The 20,961-nt window shown below is 67.9% G+C and carries 16 protein-coding genes and 1 tRNA gene; 7 read left to right on the plus strand and 10 right to left on the minus strand.

Annotated elements, in window-relative coordinates; genetic code table 11:
• Window positions 1-55: 55 nt before the first annotated feature.
• From WEB29_03970 to WEB29_03980, 3 genes are read right to left on the minus strand one after another with little or no spacing between them, the layout of a single operon-like run.
• Window positions 56-1,297 carry a glycoside hydrolase gene (locus WEB29_03970; GenBank protein ID MEX2136106.1) on the minus strand — a complete coding sequence of 414 codons (1,242 nt, stop codon included), beginning with the start codon at window positions 1,295-1,297 and terminating at the stop codon, window positions 56-58.
• Window positions 1,298-1,347: 50 nt separating this feature from the next.
• Entirely contained in the window at window positions 1,348-2,463 is a 1,116-nt protein-coding gene (gene glf, locus WEB29_03975; protein MEX2136107.1) for a UDP-galactopyranose mutase, read from the minus strand.
• Window position 2,464: 1 nt separating this feature from the next.
• On the minus strand, window positions 2,465-3,682 hold the full coding sequence (locus WEB29_03980; GenBank protein MEX2136108.1) for a glycosyltransferase: 1,218 nt from the start codon (window positions 3,680-3,682) through the stop codon (window positions 2,465-2,467).
• A gap of 263 nt (window positions 3,683-3,945) precedes the next feature.
• Between WEB29_03980 and WEB29_03985 the strand changes: the two genes are divergently transcribed.
• Complete coding sequence (locus WEB29_03985) at window positions 3,946-4,824, plus strand: TIGR03560 family F420-dependent LLM class oxidoreductase (protein ID MEX2136109.1); 879 nt, start codon at window positions 3,946-3,948, stop codon at window positions 4,822-4,824.
• A 674-nt stretch (window positions 4,825-5,498) separates the two neighbouring features.
• On the opposite strand, the gene WEB29_03990 is transcribed toward WEB29_03985, so the two are convergent.
• Window positions 5,499-8,399 (minus strand): adenylate/guanylate cyclase domain-containing protein, encoded by a 2,901-nt coding sequence (locus tag WEB29_03990; protein ID MEX2136110.1) that lies wholly within the window; start codon window positions 8,397-8,399, stop codon window positions 5,499-5,501.
• Between the two features lie 234 nt (window positions 8,400-8,633).
• Between WEB29_03990 and WEB29_03995 the strand changes: the two genes are divergently transcribed.
• Both WEB29_03995 and WEB29_04000 read left to right on the plus strand, forming a co-directional pair.
• A tRNA-Arg gene (locus tag WEB29_03995) sits at window positions 8,634-8,709 on the plus strand.
• 46 nt (window positions 8,710-8,755) lie between these two features.
• On the plus strand, window positions 8,756-9,958 hold the full coding sequence (locus tag WEB29_04000) for a hypothetical protein (protein ID MEX2136111.1): 1,203 nt from the start codon (window positions 8,756-8,758) through the stop codon (window positions 9,956-9,958).
• Window positions 9,959-10,131: 173 nt separating this feature from the next.
• On the opposite strand, the gene WEB29_04005 is transcribed toward WEB29_04000, so the two are convergent.
• Genes WEB29_04005 through WEB29_04025 form a run of 5 tightly spaced genes read right to left on the minus strand, consistent with a single transcriptional unit; the run spans window position 10,132 to window position 15,666 of the window.
• Window positions 10,132-12,177, minus strand: coding sequence for an APC family permease (locus WEB29_04005; GenBank protein MEX2136112.1), 2,046 nt, complete (start codon window positions 12,175-12,177; stop codon window positions 10,132-10,134).
• Between the two features lie 40 nt (window positions 12,178-12,217).
• Complete coding sequence (locus tag WEB29_04010) at window positions 12,218-13,813, minus strand: alpha-amylase family glycosyl hydrolase (protein MEX2136113.1); 1,596 nt, start codon at window positions 13,811-13,813, stop codon at window positions 12,218-12,220.
• A gap of 52 nt (window positions 13,814-13,865) precedes the next feature.
• On the minus strand, window positions 13,866-14,258 hold the full coding sequence (locus tag WEB29_04015) for a hypothetical protein (protein MEX2136114.1): 393 nt from the start codon (window positions 14,256-14,258) through the stop codon (window positions 13,866-13,868).
• A 1-nt stretch (window position 14,259) separates the two neighbouring features.
• Window positions 14,260-15,234, minus strand: coding sequence for a DUF4097 family beta strand repeat-containing protein (locus tag WEB29_04020; protein MEX2136115.1), 975 nt, complete (start codon window positions 15,232-15,234; stop codon window positions 14,260-14,262).
• A 3-nt stretch (window positions 15,235-15,237) separates the two neighbouring features.
• A complete protein-coding gene (locus WEB29_04025; protein MEX2136116.1) occupies window positions 15,238-15,666 on the minus strand; it encodes a DUF2089 domain-containing protein in 429 nt (142 codons plus the stop codon).
• Window positions 15,667-16,031: 365 nt separating this feature from the next.
• On the opposite strand from WEB29_04025, the gene WEB29_04030 reads away from it, so the two are divergent.
• Entirely contained in the window at window positions 16,032-16,532 is a 501-nt protein-coding gene (locus tag WEB29_04030; protein MEX2136117.1) for a DnaJ domain-containing protein, read from the plus strand.
• Between the two features lie 103 nt (window positions 16,533-16,635).
• Here the strand turns inward: WEB29_04030 and aceE are convergent, their stop codons facing one another.
• The gene (gene aceE, locus WEB29_04035; protein ID MEX2136118.1) at window positions 16,636-19,320 is read right to left on the minus strand and encodes a pyruvate dehydrogenase (acetyl-transferring), homodimeric type; all 2,685 of its coding nucleotides are present in this window, start codon (window positions 19,318-19,320) and stop codon (window positions 16,636-16,638) included.
• A gap of 44 nt (window positions 19,321-19,364) precedes the next feature.
• Here aceE and WEB29_04040 point away from each other — a divergent pair, with 44 nt between their 5' ends.
• From WEB29_04040 to pgsA, 3 genes are read left to right on the plus strand one after another with little or no spacing between them, the layout of a single operon-like run.
• Window positions 19,365-19,703, plus strand: coding sequence for a hypothetical protein (locus WEB29_04040; GenBank protein MEX2136119.1), 339 nt, complete (start codon window positions 19,365-19,367; stop codon window positions 19,701-19,703).
• 26 nt (window positions 19,704-19,729) lie between these two features.
• A complete protein-coding gene (locus WEB29_04045) occupies window positions 19,730-20,356 on the plus strand; it encodes a glycerol-3-phosphate acyltransferase (GenBank protein ID MEX2136120.1) in 627 nt (208 codons plus the stop codon).
• Window positions 20,353-20,958: a CDP-diacylglycerol--glycerol-3-phosphate 3-phosphatidyltransferase gene (gene pgsA / locus WEB29_04050; protein MEX2136121.1), complete on the plus strand. Its 606-nt coding sequence runs from the start codon at window positions 20,353-20,355 to the stop codon at window positions 20,956-20,958. Before WEB29_04045 ends, pgsA begins: the two co-directional genes overlap by 4 nt.
• The last annotated feature ends 3 nt before the right edge of the window (window positions 20,959-20,961 follow it).

Consider the following 20,961-nt stretch of genomic DNA (forward strand, 5'->3'; position numbering starts at 1 on the left):
TTCACCGGCTCGGGCCGCTTCGAAGCGCAAGACCCCTACAAGAGCACTTGGCTGACTACACTGCAGCCTCCCCCGCCAACTTCCCACTGTAGAGGGCTCGCCCGTCCCGCCGCCACCATCCGGTGGTGGCAGTTGGCGGCCCGCCGTCGGCGGTGGCCTTGACGGCCAAGGCCAACTCAGTTCGCCGAGGCGGCCAGCTGCGTACATCGAAGCAGCCCGGCTCGTAGGTCCCACGTGGCTCACGCAGCAGTGTCATCCAGTCGTAGGCTCCGAAGGCCGCCCATGCGGTGACTGCCAAGATTGGAATTCCGTGCCCGTGGGCTGTCATTGCAGCCGACCATGCCTCTGACCACCAAGCGACCTGATCGTCCAAGGGGCCGGCGAGGGCGATCTCGGTCAGCGCCAATGGACGTCGGTATCGCTGCCAGGTCTCGCGCAACACGCGGGGCAGGCCGGTCACATCGTAGCCTTCGACACGTGCCATCTCGACGTCCGCATAGGCCAGACGCCCGTCGCCTCCATGACTGGATTCTGGGAATAGGTCCAGGCGGTGATCGAGATAACGGTCACTCGTGATGTAGTGATCGATGCCGAGGACATCGGGTGGGGCGGGCTCACTGCTGAGCTTGTCCAGGATCAGTCGATGAGCCGGGGAGGCCGCCAGATACCTCCACAATGGGTGCGATCGGTCGACAGCCCCGGTCACCAGGTCAAACGTCAGCCAGCGGCGATGGTTGTCGAAGTCAACCGCGGCCTGGCATTCCGCGGTCCCGTAGGTGCGCCCCACGTCCTCGTTCACGATGATGCGGGCTCCGGGGGTGACTGCCCTGATGGCGCGGGCCGCCTCGGTTAGGGCCTCCGCCTGCGAGAGGATTAGATGGCCGAAAATCGCGTGGTCGCGTGCGTACGGCGGCCACCAGCCATACAGGCCGCCGAATCGAGCGGTTGTGAGCGCCTCGTTTATTGGGAGGTAGGTGCGGACTGCAGGAAAGCGGCGCGCAACCGTGGCCGCATAGTCCGCGAAGGCCGCAGCCCAGCCCGGTTGCCGCGGATCGGCTCCTCGCGGTCCGAAGCCATGATGGAGGAGGCCGACAACAGGCTCGACCCCGAAGGCATTCATGCCGCCGATCCGCTCTTCTGCCCACTCCCAATCCGTGGCCTCCCTCGCATTGGAGGACCTTCCCCAGAGGACGGGATAGCGGACGGCGCGCGCGCCGAGGCTGGCCAGCCGCCCAAGGTCCGCAAGGCGCCGGTCATGCCCCGTGAGCGACAACTGATCGCGGATTCCGTTGCCCACCTTCAGGAATGAACACTCGGGACCTGCCCAGACTTCGGGCCCGCCCGTTGCTAGGCGGCCCATTCGCGAGACTCGGCGATCCTGCCGGCCGTGACCAGTGCCTGCCCGACGACCTGGTCCATGTTGTAGTACTTGTAGGTCCCGAGCCGCCCAGCGAAGTGCACCTGGGGGGCCTCGGCAGCGAGAGCCAGGTACCTCTGATATAAGGCTCGGTTCTCGTGTCGGGGGATCGGATAGAAAGGCTCCCCGGAAGATTCGGGGAACTCACGGACGATGGTAGTCACGTCATGGGATTGGCCCGTGAAGTGTCGGAACTCGCTGACACGCGTAAATGGCACGGCCTCATCCGGGAAGTTCACTGTCCCCGTCGGCTGATGCCGCTCTTCATCCAATGTCTCGAACTCAAACCGCAGGGAGCGGTATGGCAGCGGTCCGAATATCTGATCGAAATAGGCATCGATCGGCCCCGTGTACACAAGATGATCAAAGTCAAGCACGTGCCGAACATCGTGGAAGTCGACCCCGGTCCGCACCTCGATGCGCGGATGGGCGAGCATGCGCTCGACCATTTGGGTATAGCCGTGCGCGGGCATTGCCTGAAAACGATCTGTGAAATAGCGATCGTCCAGGTTGGTCCGGGCGGGGACACGGGCAGTTACCGACGCGTCCAGTTCGCTGGGGTCGAGCCCCCATTGCTTTCTCGTGTATCCCTGGAAAAAGAGCTCGTAAAGCTCGCGGCCGACCGAGCCGACCACAACCTCCTCGGACGTTCGGGGCGTCCCAACGGCCTCTGCGCGTTCGGCGTAGTACCGTGCGGTGCTCTCGTCATCGCCAAGGCCGACCGCGAACAGCTCGTTCAAGGTCGTCCGATTGATTGGGATCGGGACGAGCCGACCGCGCACGCAGGCGAGGACCCTGTGCTCGTACGGCCTCCAACCGGTGAACTGCGATAGGTACCCGAAGATGTCCGCCGAGTTCGTGTGGAAGATGTGAGGGCCATAGCGGTGGATCAGTACCCCTGCTTCGTCCAACTCGTCATACGTGTTGCCTCCGATATGCGCCCGACGGTCCATCACTAGGACTCGCCTACCGTGTTGGCTGGCCAGCTGCTCCGCGATGACACTTCCGGACAACCCCGCCCCGACGACGACTACGTCGTAGCCCATCTCACAAAGCCTCCGCGCCGACAACGAGCGGAGCGGCCTGCAGCTCCTTAGCTGTGGACAGCCGCATGGGGACCGGCACGTGCACCAGGTGCGATGCGGAGCGCGCTGTCTCCGATTGCGAGCCGTTTGTCACCGCCTGTTCCACCAAGATGGCCATCGCGTCCCAGGTGCGGTCCCACGAGCCCATAGCGAGGAATTGGTCCGCTTGCCGTTGCGTCTCCGTCCCGTCCGCGCGCTGGGACTCCTCGACTGCCTCAATCGTCTCGTCGATCGAGTCCGCGATTCGTACCAGGCCACGTCGTCCGTAGGGCTCGATTACGTCCCGGATGGATGTGGATACGACCGGCAGACCGGCTGCGAGGTATTCGGGCGTCTTCGTTGGGCTGATGAAGGCGGTCGCCTCATTCCGTGCGAAGGGCATCCAGCCCACGTTCCAATGGGCGAGGTAGGAGGGCAGTTCGCCATAGGTCTTCCGCCCCAGCTGATGGATGTTCCGACGCGCTGGAATGGCAGCGGCAGCGATCTTGGCGAGTGGCCCGAGCAGGACGATCTGCCAATCCTGCCGGCGGGCTGCGACGCCGTCGATCAGGCCCAGGTCTAGTCGCTCGTCGATCACCCCGGCATAGCCCAGTCTCGGCATGGCGATGCTTCGCTGGTCGGCAGGGTCCGGCCGAGGCAGCCGGGCCGCGGCGAAATGTCGAACATCAATACTGCTTGGAAAGCAGTAGCTCGCCTGGTGCCGAGCGGCCAGTCGCTGATGGAGCCGCACTCCGCCGCTGAATACGAGATGCGCTCGGCCGAGGAGCTCATCCTCGAGGGACAGGAGGCACTCCGACGCCCCTCGGAAGCCGGCCAGGTAGTCCATGCAGTCATAGACCACGACGGAACTGGCAACATGCCTCGTCCAGGGCAGCGCCATCGGCGTGTAGTACCAGAGGATCGGAGCGTCGATCTGCTCTGTTCCGATCAGGTCGTCGAGCAGGTCGGCAAGGAGCGCATTCGATTCCGGCGCCTCCATGCCCGTTGGGACGACAGGCGTCATGACACCGACGCCCTCGCGGTCAGTTCTCTGAATATGCGGGCGGGCACCTGGCTCGAAGCGCGCCTCCTCGATGAAAAAGACGCGCTTGCTCCGTGCGGCGCGAGCCATGAGGTGGTTGGGGCGCTGGTACACGAAGTCCCAGCGCAGATGAGACAGGCAGATAAGGTCTTCGGTCACGTCTTCTCCCCTCTTCGCAGTCTGGATTCCGGCGCGACGGCCGGCCACGGCGGGATGATCCTCGACCATCTGCTGCATCCCGCAAACAATCGGCGGGAGAAACATTTCAGGCTGATCGCAGCGCCCAGCCATGGGGTCGGCTGGGTGGAATTGGGAGGCCCACGAATCCACCCGAACGTGGGAGCGCCCGGTTCGCGTGACCTGCAACACTCTTCTCAGTCGAACATCGGCCTCAGCGACAAGGCGTTCTAGGCGAGGGTCATATGAAGGTAGGAATCATCGTTCCCCAGGGCTGGACCGGCGAATACACCGGCTGGGACGCCGGCCGCGCGTGGGATCGGACTACGGCGGTGGCCCGGCAGGCCGAAGCGCTCGGATTCGAGTCGCTGTGGCTTTTCGACCATTTCCACACGGTCCCAAAACCCCGGCAGGACATCACCTTCGAGTCGTTCACCACGCTGGCCGGCCTGGCGACCACCACAAAGCGCGCGCGGCTTGGCCAACTGGTCAATTGCGCGACCTACCGCAATCCAGCGCTAGTGGCGAAGATGATTTCGACGTTGGACACAATGTCAGGCGGTCGTATGGAACTCGGCCTGGGCGCGGGCTGGAAAGAGGACGAGTTTCGGGCGTATGGGTACGGCTTCCCTTCGCTGGCTGAGCGCCATGCCCGGCTGGAAGATGCTCTGATCATTGCCAACCGGATGTTTCACGACGAGGAGGCCGTCTACAGGGGCAGCACCGCATCAGTCAACGGCGCGATCAATGTTCCGAAGCCGCAGCAAAGGCCCCGAATCCCCATCGTCGTGGGGGGCAATGGCCGGAACGTGACGTGGCGGTTGGCAGCGCGCCACGCCGATGAACTCAATCTTGATAACGTTCCCGTCCACGAAATCGAGGATGCCCTGGCGGTCGTGGCCGAGCGCTGCGCGGAAGTCGGCCGCGATGCTGCGACCCTCCCGGTCTCGGTCCATATCTGGTGGGAAACGCTGGTGAATCAGGACCCGGTCGAGCTACTGAGAGGATATCGCGAGGCGGGTGTCAGCCGGGTGATGGCCTTGGTCCGCGAGTCAGCTACCACCGACGATGCTCTCGTGCGATTGCGGGAGCAGGCCGGCGATGCAGGCGCTGAGTTTGATTGAGGCCGCGACGAACTAGAGAGACGCCGAACCTGATACAGCCGCATGCGCCTTGCCCGGGTCTGTACTCGTAACTCGCCACGCCGATTCGCGTCTTCGGGCTCGCTTAGCGTTCGCGGATTGTCGGCCGTCGCCGGCAGTACCTTGTTGTCCAGCGGCGAGGACCCGACGGCACCCTCAGAATCGCCGTCGATGCTGCTTCGCGTCCACGATCCAAGCCAGTGATCGGGCCCTGACGAGCGCTGGGACGAACTTGACAAGAGGGCGTCCGATACTGGAAGACCGAGGTGGCGGGGGACAGGTTGGCCGCACGATGTGACGGGCGAAACTAACAACGTTGGCGGCCAGGTCGCCGCGGGTTAGGATAGTGGCGGTGGGATTAGCCGGCCGCATGGCTTGGAGCTCCGCTGGTGGGTTTCCGAAAATCAGCGCCAGGTTTACGTTTTCCAACCGCTGTGGTCAAGGCACGTTCCACTTTTCCGCTCTGTTTGAGCGTGAAACGCGCGCCCGTAGCTCAGCGGACAGAGCGGGTGGCTTCGGACCAGCTACCCCGATGCGCTGTGGCACGAGCGTGGAACCCGTACCAAATGTGCCCTAGTTATCCGCTGTCGAGAAGCCCTCTCGCTTCGTCAGGACTGCCGCCGTGACAGACGGATTGCGCAGCTTGGCGTAGCGGCTCAGGTGGGAATCCACGAGGTGGAGCCTGGCACTGAGGCCAAGAGGGCCAGGGCAACCGCCTCGTCAGTCGTCATGCGGCGGCCCTCGGCCCACGCCGAGTCGAGAGCGGTCGCATCGAGCGCGTTGCGGAGCTGGCCAATCGCGGCGTCGTATTCGGCCCGTTCGTCCGAGAGCATCACTATTTCCGCGACCTCGCGGATCGCCTCCGCCGCACCCAACAGGCGGGCCGCACGTACGAAGTCGTGCTTTGCTGTCGCGAGGAACCCGAAGCACTCCAGCTGGTGGGCGATCGCGCCGCGGTTGCCCGCGTGCTGCCAGCCGCGCAGCGTTTCCCGGTACAGCTCCTCGGCCTCGTCGATCTCCCCGCCACGGCGCAGCGTGTGAGCGAGTTCGCTGCGCGTCCTGAGAACGGACCTGCGGTCGCCCATCTCCTCGTAACCCGCGATCGCCCTGCCCAGCCACTCTCGTGCCTCGGCCAACCGACCGGTGAAACCGCTCTGATCGCCGCGACTCCATGCGATGAAGGCGATCGCACGCGGATTCCGGGAGCGATCGGCCGCCTCGGACGCCCTGAGTAGCCGGGCTTCGGCGCCCGCCATGTCACCATCGTCTGTCATCTGAGAATAGGCGAGGCTTGCCTCGATCGTGGCAAGCGCTAACCAGTCGTGCCTCGACTCGGCCAGCCGGACCATCTCCTCTTCCAACTCGCGCGCCTCGCTCAACCGCCCTGAGAAGGACCTCGTCGTCGCCAGCGCAGCGAGCGCCTCTGACAGCGCCTCGTCGTCTTCGGCTCGGCGAGCCAGCGCCACGGCTTCCTCGGCCCATCGCCCGCCTGCGGCGTACTCCGCACCCCACGACGATGCATTCGCGGCGGAGGCGAACACCCTCGCGACTAGGATCGTTCGCTCGCGAGCGGCGGATGGCGCAGCAGGCGGCAGCCTCAATGCGAGCTCGGCCGCCTTGGCCATCCACTCGATGGCCTCGGAGCCAATCGATCGGGATCTCCAGTAGGCGGCCAGCGCCACCGACAGGCGCAGCGCCGCTTCTGGGTCCGCCTCGAATGACCACTCCAGCGCGGTGCGCAGGTTCTCCGCCTCGGAGTCCAGGCGGCTCAGCCATGCCACCATGTCCGGGCCCCGGAGTGCAGGCCCGGCCTCGCGTGCGAGGTCCAGGTAGAACGCAAGGTGACGGCCGCGGATCGCCAACACCTCGCCAGCGCTTGCGAGCCGGTCGCCGGCGTACTGCCGAATCGTCTCGAGGAGCCGATAGCGCGTGGGTCCACCCTGGTCGGCGACAACCAGCGAGCGGTCGACCAGGCGGCCGAGGCCGTCGAGCGTCTCGAGCAGCGTGTTCGCCTCGTCGTGACGCGCGCCGCCATCGTCTTCGTGCAGCCCCGCCACGGCCGCCGCCGCCTCCAACGTGCACCCCCCCGCGAAGACTGAGAGGCGCCGCAGGAACTGGCGGTCCGTCTCGGTCAGCAGGTCCCAGCTCCAGTCGACGAGCGCCTGCAGCGTCTGCTGGCGGGGTACGGCGCTGCGGCGGCCGCCGGTCAGGAGCCGGAACCGGTCGCCGAGCCCCCGCGCGATCTCCTGCGCCGAAAGATGAGTGACCCGCGCTGCGGCGAGCTCGATCGCGAGCGGGATGCCGTCAAGGCGACGGCAGATCTCGACCACTGCGGGCGCGTTGGCAGGCGTCAGCAAAAAGGACGAGAGCACCGCGCTCGCTCGATCGACGAACAGGCGGACCGCGTCAGCTGCGGCCGTCTCCTCGAACCAGCCCGCCGCCGGCTCGTCATGATCCTCGCCCTCGCCGATGGCGCCAGGTACGACCAGCGACGGGACCTGGAAGACCGTCTCCCCGGACACTCCGAGCGCCTCACGGCTCGACGCAAGCACGGCCAACGATGGACAGCTGGCGAGCAGGCGATCGACCAGATCCGCGGCCGCGCCGATGACATGCTCGCAGTTGTCGAGGAGCAGCACGAGGGACTTCGAGCGGAGAAAATCAACCAGCGTGTCGAGGACCGCCCGTCCGGGCTCGCCAGGCACTCCGAGCGCCCGGGCGACCTCGCTGACGATGAGATCGGGGCTGGGGACCGGGGCCAGCTCGACCAGCCAGACGCCGTCCGCCCGGCGCCCCAGGAGCTCAGCCGCAAGCTGGAGCATGAGTCTCGTTTTGCCCGTGCCGCCGGTTCCGATCAGGGTCACCAGGCGATGCGCCTCCGCCAGGGCGGCAAGATCCGCGAGCTCCCGTTCGCGGCCGACGAAGGAGGTCAGCTGCGCGGGGATATTGGTCAGCTCCACCCCGACGGACCGAAGCCCCGGAAACTCGGCTCGCAGGCCGGGGCCGATGAGCTGATGCAGTTGTGCCGGCGCATCGAAGTCTTTCAGGCGAAACTCTCCGAGCTCACGGAGCGCCAGCTCCTCGGGCAGCCGATCCCCCAGGACCGCAGCCATCGCCTGCGAGACCAGCACCTGGCCGCCATGGCCGGCTGCCGCGATGCGGGCGGCGCGGTGGACCTCGAGCCCAACGTAACCGCCGTCTCGGCGCGTGGCTTCGCCCACGTGGAGACCCATCCGCACGCGGAGATCGGCGCCGGGCGGCCATTCCGCGCCGGTCAGCGCGCGCTGGCCCTCCGCGGCGGCGCGCAACGCGTGGAGCGGGCTGCCGAACGCCACGAAGAACGAGTCGCCCTCGGTGCCAACCTCGAATCCAGCGTGGCGGGCAAACGCCTCGCGCAGGATCGACCGATGGCGCTCGAGAAGCGCCTCGTAGGCATCGGGCAGGCTGCCGGCGAGGCGCGTCGAGCCCTCGATGTCGGTGAACAGGAACGCGACCGTTCCTGTCGGCGCCTCGGGCGGTCGTGGCTTCCGGCGCTGGTGAGGCGACTTGGCTGGCATGCGACCGATGGTACCGCTGCCCACAGTCGACCGAAACGGGCTTGGACCCAGCTCGGCCACGGCCCATGAGGTTTGGCGGCCAGGTCGCCGCGGGTTAGGATAGGAGCGGTGGGAGTGGCCGCCTGCGTGGCTTAGCTCCGCTGGCGGGATTCCGAAGATCGGCGCCAAACACGCTCTCCGAGCGCTGTGGTCAAGGCTATTTCCACTTTTCCGCTCTGTTTGAGCGTGAAATGTGCGCCCGTAGCTCAGCGGACAGAGCGGGTGGCTTCGGACCATCAGGTCGCGGGTTCGATTCCTGCCGGGCGCGCCAACCCTCTATCAGCCGTATCGTGCGTTGGCGCCCTAGACTCCGCGAAGTGACCGCCCAACGCGCCACCGAGGCGGAGCCGGAGCACCCGGCCGGCATCGGTCTGGCGCTGCTCGCCTTCGCCGTCTACTGGTTCACCGGGCCGCCAGGAGCAGGCGGGGACCAGTTCGTGCCGCTGGCTGACGCATTCCTCCACGGTCGGCTGTCGATCCCGGTCGATCGGCCCTGGATGGAGCTGGTGCCGGTCCCCGACGGCAGCGGCGCGCAGTACTCGCCTTTCCCGCCAGTGCCCGCCCTGACCCTGATGCCGGTCATCGCGGCGCTCGGCCTCTTCCCGGGAGTGGGGGAGCTCTCCGGCAACGTAATGTCCACGCTGGTCGGTGCGGTCAATGTCGCGCTGGCGTGGTACCTGCTGGCGGCGATCGGGGTGATGCTCGGACCACGCCTGGTGATCGCCATCGGCTTTGCCTTCACCACCCACTGGTGGGTCGCCGGCATGGGCGGCACCCATCACTACGCCGCGGTGGTGGCCGCCTGCTTCCTGCTGCTGGCGCTCAATCTCGGGGTGCGCCGCCGTCTGCCGGCGCTGGTCGGGCTGACCCTGGGCCTGGCGGCCGCAAGCCGTCTGCCGACCGGGCTGGCGCTGCCCCTGCTGCTCGCCTTCTTCGCCGACCGATGGCGCCCGTCCGGGGCGCACGCGGAGCTGCTGCTCGGACTGGCCGTGCCCGCGGTGCTGTTCGCCGCGTACAACGTCGCGCGCTTCGGATCTCCGTTCGACTCGGGCTACGTCCATATCCCGTCGGGCGACGCCGGCCTGCTGGTGACCGATGAGCCGTGGTTCAGGCACGGCCTCGTCTCACCGCTCTACATCCCGCGCCACCTGTACGCCATCTTCATCCAGGGGCCGGCCGTCGTCGGCGACTTCCCGTACCTCAAGCCCTACTCGACCGGACTGTCGCTGACCCTATCGGCGCCGTTCCTGTTCTGGGCGGTCAAGGCCCGCGGGCCGATGGTTGCGGTCACCTGGCTGTCGGTTGGCCTCGTGCTGCTGCCGGACGTGATGCACGGGTCATGGGGCTTCGCGCAGCTCGGCTATCGGTTCATCCTGGATGCCGTTCCGCTGCTGCTCCTGCTGCTCGGCTGGGCCTACCGAGAGCGCGCGTCGTGGAGTCTTGCCGCCGCGGTCGCCGTGGGCGTGCTGGTGCACACCTGGGGGATCCTGGTGATGAACCTGTACCGGTTCGCCGCCTGACGCGCCTAGCGTCGTATGACCACCGGGTAATAGGACTGACAGGTTGCCGGCAGTCTCTCGTCAGTTTATGACGGGGCAGGCATAGAAACGATGAGTCTGAGGCGCCACCGCGTTATTGGTATGACCCCCCGGTAATCAATCACATCGGGATATCAAGCCGGTCTGATCAAAGCTCACTCGTCGAGGTGGAACGGCACGTCGGCCACGATCGTGTTCTTGCGTCCGAAGAGCCGCAGCTTCAGCCGCAGGCTGGTCTGGTTGTGGAGCAGGTTCTCCCACCAATGGCGCGGCACCACCTCGGCCAGCACCACCACGATCGGGCGGGTCGGATGGAGCGACTGGAGCGCGTCCATGTAGCGCAGCAACGGCCCGACCAGCGCGCGGTAGGGGGACTCAACCACCACCAGCTCCATCCGTCCGCCCAGCTTCCCCCAGTCCTCGCGCAGCTGGTCGGCGGTATGCGGGTCGTTGGTGATGTGCACTGCCGTGGCGTGCGGCGAGATGGTGCGGGCGAAGGCCAGCGCGCGGCGCGCGGGTCGGTCGAGGCGCGCCAGCGGCACGATCACGATCGGGTCGGGCTCGACGTCGTCATCGGTTTCGGGAACCGCGTCCAGCTGGTGCTCCATGTTGCGGTAGTGGGAGCGGATCCCCACCAGGAGTGCCATCAGCGCGGGCACGAGCACCATCACCATCCACGCCCCCTGGAAGAAGTTGCTGGTGCCGACCACCAGCGCCACCGCCGCGGTCGTGGCCGCACCCAGCCCGTTGATGACCATTCCCTGCCGCCAGCCCGCTTCGCGGCGTTGCCACCAGCGCAGCAGCATCCCGGCCTGCGAGAGCGTGAAGGCAATGAAGACGCCCAGGGTGTAGAGCGGGATCAGCCCCGTGACGCTCGCCTCGAACGAGACGAGCAGCACGATCGCCAGGCCGGCCAGCGCCACGATGCCGGTGGTGAAGGCCAGCCGCTCGCCGCGGAAGGCGAACTGGCGCGGCATGAAGCCATCGCGCGCCAGGAACGACGAGAGGCGTGGGAAGTCCGCGAAGCTGGTGTTGGCGGCCAGGACCAGCAGCAGCGCCGTCGCCACCTGGGCGAGGATCAGGATCGGACCGCTTCCCACAACGTGGCGCACCAGCAGGCTGAGGACGGTCTGCTGTTCAGTCGGGTCCGGAACGAAGCCGAGGGTCGTGATCAGGTAGGCGATCCCCAGGAACAGCACGCCAAATATGGCCGTGGCCCACGTCAGCGTCGTCCGTGCATTCCGCCACTCCGGTGCCTTGAAGGCGGGCACCCCGTCGGAGATCGCCTCGACCCCGGTCAGCGCCACCGCTCCCTGCGAGAACGCTCGCAGCAGAAGGAAGAGGCCCAGCGCCTGGGTCCCCTCGTTCAGCGCCCAGTCCGGCGGGGGAACGTACTGCGGCAGGTCGCCCATTGCGTTGCGGACCAGGGCGAAGCCGATGATGGCGAGCATGGTGACGATGTAGAGGTAGGTGGGCGCCATGAAGATCGACCCGGATTCGCGGATGCCGCGCAGGTTGCCCAGCGTCAGCAGGACGACCATCGCAACCGAGATGTAGACCCGGTAGGGATAGATGTCGGGCACGATCGAGGTCAGTGCCGCGATGCCGGCAGAGACCGAGACGGCCACCGTCACCACGTAGCCGATGAGGAGCGCCGAGGCGGCCAGGACGCCTGCCCGATCGCCCAGGTTGTCGCTGGCGACGATGTAGCTGCTGGCGCCCAGCGGGTAGGCCTTGATCGTCTGCCGATACGACATCGTCACGATCGCCAGCATCGCGATGATCAGTCCCGCGATGGGCAGCGTCAGGGTCAGCGCGCCGGCACCGGCGAAGGCCAGCACCCGCAGGATCTCCTCGGGTCCATAGGCCGATGAGCTGATGTTGTCGCTGCTGAAGATGGCCAGCGCCTTGACCTTGGTCAGGCGCTCGTGCTGCTCGTGCTCCGATGAGATCGGCCGGCCGATCAGCAGGGTCCGGATGCCCCGCAACGTCCGTGTCCAGCCGCTCCGTTCCAGCACGGTCCGCTCGGTCGCCACCAGGCGACCCTCCTCGCGCTCGAACTCGTCCTCGAACGGCCGCACGATGCGAACGTACGAGTCACCCAGGCGCTGCCCGCGTCGTTTCTCACGGACCTCGAGCAGGGGATCGACGCGCGGCTTAGCCGGGTCGTTGCCGCGATCCGGCGGGCGGTTGGAACTCATGCGCCGGGTATTACAGCACCGATCGTGGACGCGCCGCCTCTCACAGGCGCAGCAGCAGCCCTTCGAGGGGACCCATCCCGAGGTTGCCCAGTGATAGCCGGCCCTGGCGCGAGCCGGTGGCGGCGATCACCTCGCCAGTGGCGCCGATCCCCGACAGATCCACGGTCGCCGGTGCGTCACCCATGTTGGCGAGGACCAGCACTCCCTCGTCATCGCCGGTTCGGGTCCACGCCACGAGGTCAGGCGGCAGGTCGGCCACCAGGCGCAGCGTGCCACGGTGCAGGGCCGGCGAGCCTCGCCGCAGCGCCAGCAGATGGCGGTAAAAGGTGAGGAGCGAGGAGGGATCGCGCGCCTGGTCGGCGACGTTCCGCTCCGCCGGGTCGACAAGCGGCAGCCATGGCTGGCCGTCGCTGAAGCCGCGGGTGGGGGACGGGTCCCATTGCATCGGGGTGCGCTGGCGGTCCCGGCCGAACCTGTCGTGAAGCGGCGCCGCCAATTCGGGGCCGTCCACCATCCCGATCTCCTCGCCGGCGTACAGGCAGATGGTGCCGCGCATGGAGAGGAGGAGCAGTGCGGCCAGCCGGGACCGCTCCTCCCCGAAGCGGGTGGCGTGACGCGACAGGTCGTGGTTGGAGAACGCCCAGGTCGGCTCGGCATCGGCCGGCGTGAAGCGCTCCGCCCGCTCGATCGTGGTCCGCAACGGCTCGGCACCCCATGGGATCCGCGACAGCTCGAAGTCGAAGCCCCGCTGGAACCCGTCGCCGGCGCCATCGCCGAGATACCTCGCCAGCCGCTCGACGGGCAGGTATGCCTCGCCCAGCAGCAGCCGACCGGGGTACTCGTCAGCGACGCTGCGCAGCAGGCGGACCACCTCTGGCGCCTCGGGGCGATCCACGGTCCAGACCGGGTCGTGTCCGGATGGATCGGGTGGGAACGGGGGGATCGGCGGGCCGGCTGGAGGATTGTCGCGCAGCTGGGTGTCCTTGATGGCGTGGATGATGGCGTCGACCCGGAAGCCGTCCACGCCGCGATCGAACCAGAAGCGGAGCACGCTTGCGATCGCATCGGCCACGTCGGGGTTCCGCCAGTTCAGGTCCGGCTGCTCGGGGTAGAAGGTGTGGAGGTAGTACTGGCCGCTGGCCGGGTCGAGCTGCCAGGCGGAGCCTCCAAACGACGAGATCCAGTTGCTCGGCGGCCCGCCGTCCGGTCCGGGATCAGCCCACGTGTACCAATCGCGACGAGCGCTGGCGCGAGACGATCGGCTGTCGACGAACCACGGGTGCTCGATCGAGGTGTGGCACGGAACCAGGTCGAGCAGCAGCTTCAGCCCGCGTGCGTGGCAGGCCTCGACCAGTCGGTCGACATCGGCCAGCGTTCCGTATTCGGGCGCGACATCGGTGAAGTCGGAGATGTCGTAGCCGAAATCGGCCAGTGGCGAGGGATAGATCGGCGAGAGCCAGACCGCGTCGACGCCGAGCGAGCGGTTGGTGCCGGCCAGATGATCGAGGTGCGCCATCAGCCCGGCGAGGTCACCGATCCCGTCGCCGTTCGCGTCCGCGAAGCTGCGAGGGTAGACCTGGTAGATCACCCCGCCCGTCCACCACGGAACGGCTGGGTCGTCGGTGGGCGGGGTCACGGATCCCGATTGTAGAGACCCGCTCAGCCCTCGCCGGGCGTTCCGCGCACGGTCATTCGACGGTGATCAGGACGCCGTCGCCGTCCTCGTCCTCGGCAAGGTCGACGATCGGGCCGACCATGTCGTCCTCGACCGCGCGCTCGATGAGCGCCGCGTAGCTGTCCGGGATGCCGGGCACCATGCGCGCTGCCATCGCGGCAAAAGCCAGCGGAACGCGCACATCGACCACGCGCCGACCACGCTCGGTGACCTGGATCCGGACGCGCCGGCCGCGGCCCGATCCTTTGCCTGGGAGTGCTCCGCTGAACGGAAATCCCTGCGCTGGAGGCTCGGGCGGTCCCGGAGCGCGGTGGCGTCCGAGTGCCTCGATGATCGGAGCCGCTTCCTCGGCGCTCAGCTTCCCCTCGGCCACCAGGCGCAGCACGGTCGTCAGCTCATCGCCCATCTCAGCGCCCGCTGGCGAGGCGACGGGTCGCCTCGTCCACGTCGATCTCACCCCGCTCCAGAGCGCGCAGCACGTCGAGCTCGGACTGCTTCTCCGCCGCCGTCGGTTCGCTCATCGGCTCAGTCGCCATCGGCTGCGTGCTGAGGCGTCGCGGCCGGCGCACACGAACGTCGCCCGACATCGAGCTGAAGCTCAGCCGCGGGCTCCCGCTGCCGATGACCAGGCGCCGGCGATCCACCTGTCCCTCGAGCCGATGGTCGAGCTCGCTGCTGACGTCGGTGGAGAGGCCGCGGATCTCGAAGGTGGCATCGCCCACCAGCCCCACCTCCAGGTCGCCGCTCACCGTCTCGACACTGAAGTCGCCACCTTCGGCGAGCTGCGTCTCGAGCTCGACATCCCCGGACACGGTGTTGGCGTGCAGCGATCGCAGCGTGGATGCCGTGACATGCAGGTCACCCGAGACGCCCTGCGATTGAACGGAGAGGGGCTCGTCCCCGCGAATGGTGGCGTCGCCCGACACGCTCTCGAGGCGAACGGAGCCTCCGGCGTTGGTCACGCTCAGATCGCCCGAAACGGTCCGATAGCGCTGCTCGCCGCGGAGGTCGGTTACGTCCACGTCGGAGGAGACCGCCGTCAGCTGGAGCTCGGCGGCGACCGGCACCTCGGCCTCGACCGTGAGCTCGTAGTGCCCGTCAGCCCCGAAGAGACGGCTGATCACGGAGCCGACGGAATGGTTGCCTTCGTGCTCCTCGACGCTCAGCTCCCCGCTGGCGCGATGCACGCGCAGCTGCACAGCTTCGAAGATGCGATCCGCATCGGCGTCGGATGAGGCAGAGATCTTGAAGGTGGCTCGAATGTGAGCCTCGCCGCCGGGGATGCCCCGGACCTGGACGTCACCCGAGGTGACCGCCAGCGAGACCCTGCTGCGGTCCCCCACGTTGTGATCGATGGACTGGGTGCGAACGTAGGTGCCCATGGCTTACGCACCCGCCAGGGCGCGGAGCGCTTCGGCGGCATCCTCGGCCGAGATCTCGCGGCGGGCGAGGCGGTCCAGGATGGCGCGGCGCTCGTTGGCTTCGTCGTCGCTGGATGGATTCGGCGCGTCTGCCTCGAGCGGCTCCTCGGGGGCAGCCTCGTCGCCATCGGCCAGGCCAAGGGCTCGCAGGAGGGCCTCGATCCGGCCGCGCACGGTGGGGTAGGAGATGCCGAGCTCGCGCTCGAGGTCCTTCAGGTTGCCGCGGGAGCGGAGGAAGGACTCGAGCAGTGTGAGCTGCTCACGTGAGAGGCGACCGAAGCGCCCGACTCCGAACTCTCCCTCCAGCGCGGTACCGCAGGTGCGGCAGTGCAGACGGGTGATCGCCAGCTCGCCCTCGCAGACGGGACAGGTGGAGATGACGTCGCGTGCCATCTATCGGCGCCCGACCTGGCGGTCCCCACCCAGGCGGAAGACGCGCTTGATGCCGGTGTCGCTTGTGGTTGCGTGGGAACGGACGGTCTTGCGAGACCGGATTCCCCGGATTTCGTTCTCGGTGTTCACGATCGCCAACTGGAACTGGTTGTACATTGTTGCTGCGCTCCTTGAGTTTTGGTATGCCGGTTGCTGGTTTTCTTAGTCGCTGAGCGGAGATTAGCCGCTTGCGTTCTACTTGTCAACCCACTTCTCGCATTTAGTGATATGTCCTTTCCAAAATAGTCGTTCGGACCACGAAATCCAACGTGCAGGACCATCCGACCAGCACCGATGCCAGTGGATTACCATCGCCCCCAGCCCCGATGGACCTGCGCCTCCTGCCGTACCAACCGGATCGCGACGTCTACCGGCTGCTGGGAGTCCTTCCGAGCGCCGGCCGCGCGGAAATCGTGGCCGCCTGCCGCCGGTTGGCTCGAGCCTTCCACCCCGACCGCAACGCCTCCGATCGCGCCACGGAGGAGATGCAGGTCGTGAATGCGGTGCGATCGCTCCTCAGCGACTCGCGCTCACGGGCCGAATACGACCACGCGCGGCTCAGGTTCCTGCAGCAGACCGCCGCGGCTGACGCGGTCCCGTCGACTCCGCAACGTCGGTGGCGGCCGGCAATTCTCCCGGCGGGCGCTGTCGGCCTGGGGCGAACGGCCCGCGCGGCGATGTCGGCACTGGTGGTCGCCATGCGGGCGCTCCCGCGGGCCCGGTGTGACGACTGCAACGCCTGGGTCCAGCCTGACTACCGCTACTGCCCCGCCTGCGGTGCACGCCTGCGGGGAGCCACGCCGCTGATATCCGCGGGTCCGGGATAGACAGGCTGCCGTCGAGGCCGCTTGTGCAGCCGTGCAGCACAGAGGCTGTGCAGCACAATCGGGCATGACGCGACCCGCAAGGTGCGACGCCAGCTGACGGCGCCTACGCCTCGCGCGGGTCGGTTCGGTCCGGGTCGATCCCCAGCTCACTGATCGCACGGACCAGCTCCTTGCGGTCTGCCGTGCCGGTGAGGCACAGGCCGTGGAGCGCGGCGTAGGCGATCTGCTCCGGGCTCACCTCGAAGTGCATGCGCAACGCCTCGCGGGTGTCGCTGCGGCCGAAGCCGTCGGTGCCCAGGACGGTGAATGGTCGGTCGATCCAGCGCGCCACCATGTCGGGGAGTGCCTTGAGGTAGTCGGTGGCGGCGATGATCGGTCCGGTCGTCTGGTCGAGCAGCTGCACCACGTACGGGATGCGCGCCTCCGCCTCGGGGTGCAGCCGATTCCAGCGCTCGGCGGAGAGCGCGTCGTTGCGCAGCTGCTGGAAGGACGGGACGCTCCACACGTCGGCCGCGACGTCGTACCGCTCGGCGAGCAGCTCCTGGGCGCGGAGCGCCTGGTGCAGGATCGAGCCCGATCCCAGCAGCTGCACATGCCGTGTGCCGCGCTCCGCCGCCCGGAAGAGATACAGGCCGCGCAGCACCCCCTCCTCGACGCGATCGGGCTTGGGCGGCATCGCCCAGTTCTCGTTGTACAGGGTCAGGTAGTAGAAGACGTCCTCGCCCGGCTCGCCGTACATGCGCCGGATCCCCTCGCGCACGATGATCGCCAGCTCATAGGCGAAGGCGGGGTCGTAGGCGAGCACGTTGGGGACGGTGCTGGCCAGGATGTGGCTGTGCCCGTCGTCGTGCTGGAGCCCCTCCCCGGTGAGAGTCGTGCGACCGGCGGTGGCGCCCATCATGAAGCCGCGGCCGCGCGCGTCGCCGAGCGCCCAGATCTGGTCGCCGGTGCGCTGGAAGCCGAACATCGAGTAGAAGGTGTAGAACGGGATCATCGGCTCGCCATGGGTGGCATAGCTGGTCGCCGCGGCCGTGAAGTCGGCCATTGCGCCGGCCTCGGTGATGCCCTCCTCCAGGATCTGCCCGTCGGTGGCCTCCCGATACGAGAGCAGGAGCTCCTTGTCGACGGGCGTGTAGCGCTGCCCCAGCGGGTTGTAGATGCCCACCTCCTTGAAGAGGGGATCCATGCCGAAGGTGCGGGCCTCGTCCGGGATGATCGGCACGATCCGCTTGCCGATCTGCGGATCTCGCATGAGGTTGCGCAGCAGGCGGCTGAAGGCCATGGTCGTGCTGGCCGGACGATCGGCGCCGGCGAACAGCTCGTCGTAGACCGCATCCGCCGCGGGCGGCAGAGGCTTGGCCTGCACCACCCGGCGCGGCACCAGGCCGCCCAGCTGACGGCGCCGCTCGAGGATATAGGCGATCTCCGGCGACTCCGGCCCAGGATGGTAGTAGGGGGCCTTGGCGAGCTGCTCGTCGGGGATCGGAAGCTCCAGGCGGTCGCGGAAGACCTTGAGCTCGTCCTGGGTCAGCTTCTTGGCCTGGTGGGTCACATTGCGCCCCTCGATCCCCGGGCCCAGCGCCCAGCCCTTGACCGTCTTGGCCAGGATCACCACCGGGGCGCCGGTGTGCTCCACCGCCGCCGAGTAGGCGGCGTAGACCTTGCGGTAGTCGTGGCCACCGCGACGCAGCTTGGCGAGGGCATCGTCCGGGAGGTGCTCGACCAGCGCCCGGAGGCGTGGATCGGGGCCGAAGAAGTGCTCGCGGATGTAGGCGCCATCGGCGACGGAGAGCTTCTGATAGTCGCCGTCGAGCGTCTCGTTCATCTTGGTCAGCAGGACGCCGTCACGGTCGCGCGCCAGCAGGTCGTCCCACTCGCGTGCCCAGATGACCTTGATCACGTGCCAGCCGGCGCCGCGGAAGGTCGCCTCCAGCTCCTGGATGATCTTGCCGTTACCGCGGACCGGCCCATCGAGCCGCTGCAGGTTGCAGTTGACGACGAAGATCAGGTTGTCGAGGCCCTCGCGCGCGGCGAGGCCCAGCGCTCCGAGCGACTCCGGCTCGTCCATCTCGCCGTCGCCGACGAATGCCCAGACCCGGCTGGCGCTGGTATCGGCGATGCCGCGTGCCGACAGATAGCGGTTGAATCGGGCCTGGTAGACGGCGGACAGCGGCCCCAGGCCCATGCTGACGGTCGGGAACTGCCAGAAGTCGGGCATGGTGCGCGGATGGGGATACGAGGCCAGACCGGTCCCCGGACCGCCCGTTTCGCGACGGAAGTGGTCGAGCTGCTCCTCGCTGAGCCGCCCTTCCAGGAAGGCTCGGGCATAGATCCCCGGCGCGGCATGTCCCTGGTAGAAGATCTGGTCGCCGGCGCCGCCATCGTCGCGGCCGCGGAAGAAGTGGTTGAAGCCCACCTCATACAAGCTGGCTGCGCTGGCGTAGGTCGACAGGTGGCCGCCGATCCCCTCGAAGCTCGAGTTGGCGCGCAGCACCATGGCCAGCGCGTTCCAGCGGATCATCTGGCGTATCCGATGCTCGATCTTCTCGTCGCCAGGGAAGTCCGGCTCCTGCTCTGTCGAGATGGTGTTGACGTACCGGGTCTGGACCAGCGGCGGCAGCCCGACCTGGAGCTGGCGGGCGCGCTTCAGCAGCTTGTAGATGATGAAGCGAGCGCGTTCGGGACCGGCCTGCGCGACGACCCCGTCCAGCGAGTCGAGCCACTCCTGCGTCTCGGCAGGGTCGATGTCGGGCAGCTGCGCCTTGAACTGGTCGAAGATCTCGTGCATCGGGCGCTTATGGTACAGACGGATGACCGACTAGACTCAGCCCGATGTCTCGCGAAGAGCGGCGCGCCTATCAGCGCATGACGAAGAAGCAGGACCCGTACGCCCTCCCGGCGACGGGCGCCGCGCGGGCGCGTCAGCAACAGCTCGAGCGCCGCAAGGCGCGGCGTGCCACTGCTTCGAGCGCGCCGCCGGGCGCCATCTCGCGACGCTTCCTTGCCTGGGCGCTGGGCGGCGCCGCGGCGATCGGCCTCGTGGCCTTCTCGCTGGCCTGGCCGAGCGGGATGCCGTTCGCCGCCTACGTCGGAGCCGGCGTTGCCATCGCGTGGGTGGTGGCCGCTTTCGGGGTGCGTGCGCTCGTCGGCCGCAACCCCGCCCGGCCCTAGCCGACGGCACGACCGGGGGATCGATGATGACGGGCATCCTCGGCGCGGCGGTCCTGGTCGTGCTCGGCTATCTCATCGGCGCGCTGCCGTTCGGGTTGGTGATCGGCCGCATGGCGGGGGGTGTCGACCTGCGCGAGCATGGTTCGGGCCGCATCGGCGCGACCAATGCGCTGCGCACGGTCGGCCTGGCCGGGGCAGCGCTCACCTTCCTGCTCGACCTGGCCAAGGGAGCTGTGGCCGTCCTGCTGGTGGGCTGGATGTACCTCGCCGGCCCACCGGGCTCGCCGCCCTGGGTCGCTGCCGCGGTTGGGATCGCGGCGGTGGCGGGTCACATCCGTTCGGTCTTCATCGGCTTCCGGGGCGGGCGCGGAGTCGCGACCTTTATCGGCACCATGCTGGTGACGGCTCCGTGGGCGGTTGCGATCGTCCTGCCGCTCGGGGCCCTGATCGTCTGGCGGTCGCGATTGGTCTCGCTTGGCTCGCTGACGGGGACCGTGCTGGCGCCGGTCGTCACGACCGGGCTCGTGCTGCTGGGCCAGGCCACCTGGGCGGCGGTCGCGCTGGCCGTCAGCGGAGCAATGTTGGTGACCGCCGCGCACGGGGACAACATCGCCCGGCTGCGGGCGGGAACTGAACGCAGGCTCGGCCAATGACCGGCCCACGCTCGCCGTCGCGCCTCACCACGCTGCCGAACATGCTCGGGCTGGCGCGCATCGCCGCCACCCCGATCGTGGTCCTGCTGCTCCTCCTGCCATTTCCGGGGGCTGGTCTGCTCGGCTTCGCGGTCTATACCGCGGCGGCAACCACCGATTACCTGGATGGCCGGATCGCCCGCGCGCGGGACGAGGTGTCGGCGCTGGGCGTCTTCCTGGACCTCACCGCAGACAAGGTGCTCGTCGCCGGTGTGCTGGTGGCGATGGTCGAGGTCGATCTCCTGCCGACCTGGATCGTGGCGACCCTGCTCATCCGGGAGCTCGTGGTGCAGGGGGTGCGCCAGGTGGCGGCGTCGGCCAGTGTCGTGATCGCCGCGCGCCGGCTCGGCAAATGGAAGGCGTTCGCGACGAACGTGGCGATCGGGGCGCTGCTGCTGGCCTTCGATGCGCAGACTGGCGGGCCGGTTGGAGAGGTGCTTGAAGCCGGGGTAATCCACGCCATCGGTTTCTGGCTGGCGTTGCTGGCAACCGCGTTGGCGGTCATCTCAGGGGTCGCGTACCTGCGCGGCGCGCTCCCCATGCTGCTCGGCCGGGAGGGCTGAGGC

It is taken from the genome of Chloroflexota bacterium, from assembly GCA_040902225.1.
GTDB lineage: Bacteria > Chloroflexota > Limnocylindria > QHBO01 > QHBO01 > CF-167.

Bases quoted from the DNA above. Each gene is read 5' to 3' on its own strand.
- glf (MEX2136107.1), bottom strand. From the start codon at position 2,463: ATGGGCTACGACGTAGTCGTCGTCGGGGCGGGGTTGTCCGGAAGTGTC.
- WEB29_03985 (MEX2136109.1), top strand. From the start codon at position 3,946: ATGAAGGTAGGAATCATCGTTCCCCAGGGCTGGACCGGCGAATACACC.
- WEB29_03990 (MEX2136110.1), bottom strand. From the start codon at position 8,399: ATGCCAGCCAAGTCGCCTCACCAGCGCCGGAAGCCACGACCGCCCGAG.
- WEB29_04005 (MEX2136112.1), bottom strand. From the start codon at position 12,177: ATGAGTTCCAACCGCCCGCCGGATCGCGGCAACGACCCGGCTAAGCCG.
- WEB29_04015 (MEX2136114.1), bottom strand. From the start codon at position 14,258: ATGGGCGATGAGCTGACGACCGTGCTGCGCCTGGTGGCCGAGGGGAAG.
- WEB29_04020 (MEX2136115.1), bottom strand. From the start codon at position 15,234: ATGGGCACCTACGTTCGCACCCAGTCCATCGATCACAACGTGGGGGAC.
- WEB29_04025 (MEX2136116.1), bottom strand. From the start codon at position 15,666: ATGGCACGCGACGTCATCTCCACCTGTCCCGTCTGCGAGGGCGAGCTG.
- WEB29_04030 (MEX2136117.1), top strand. From the start codon at position 16,032: ATGGACCTGCGCCTCCTGCCGTACCAACCGGATCGCGACGTCTACCGG.
- aceE (MEX2136118.1), bottom strand. From the start codon at position 19,320: ATGCACGAGATCTTCGACCAGTTCAAGGCGCAGCTGCCCGACATCGAC.
- WEB29_04040 (MEX2136119.1), top strand. From the start codon at position 19,365: ATGTCTCGCGAAGAGCGGCGCGCCTATCAGCGCATGACGAAGAAGCAG.
- WEB29_04045 (MEX2136120.1), top strand. From the start codon at position 19,730: ATGACGGGCATCCTCGGCGCGGCGGTCCTGGTCGTGCTCGGCTATCTC.
- pgsA (MEX2136121.1), top strand. From the start codon at position 20,353: ATGACCGGCCCACGCTCGCCGTCGCGCCTCACCACGCTGCCGAACATG.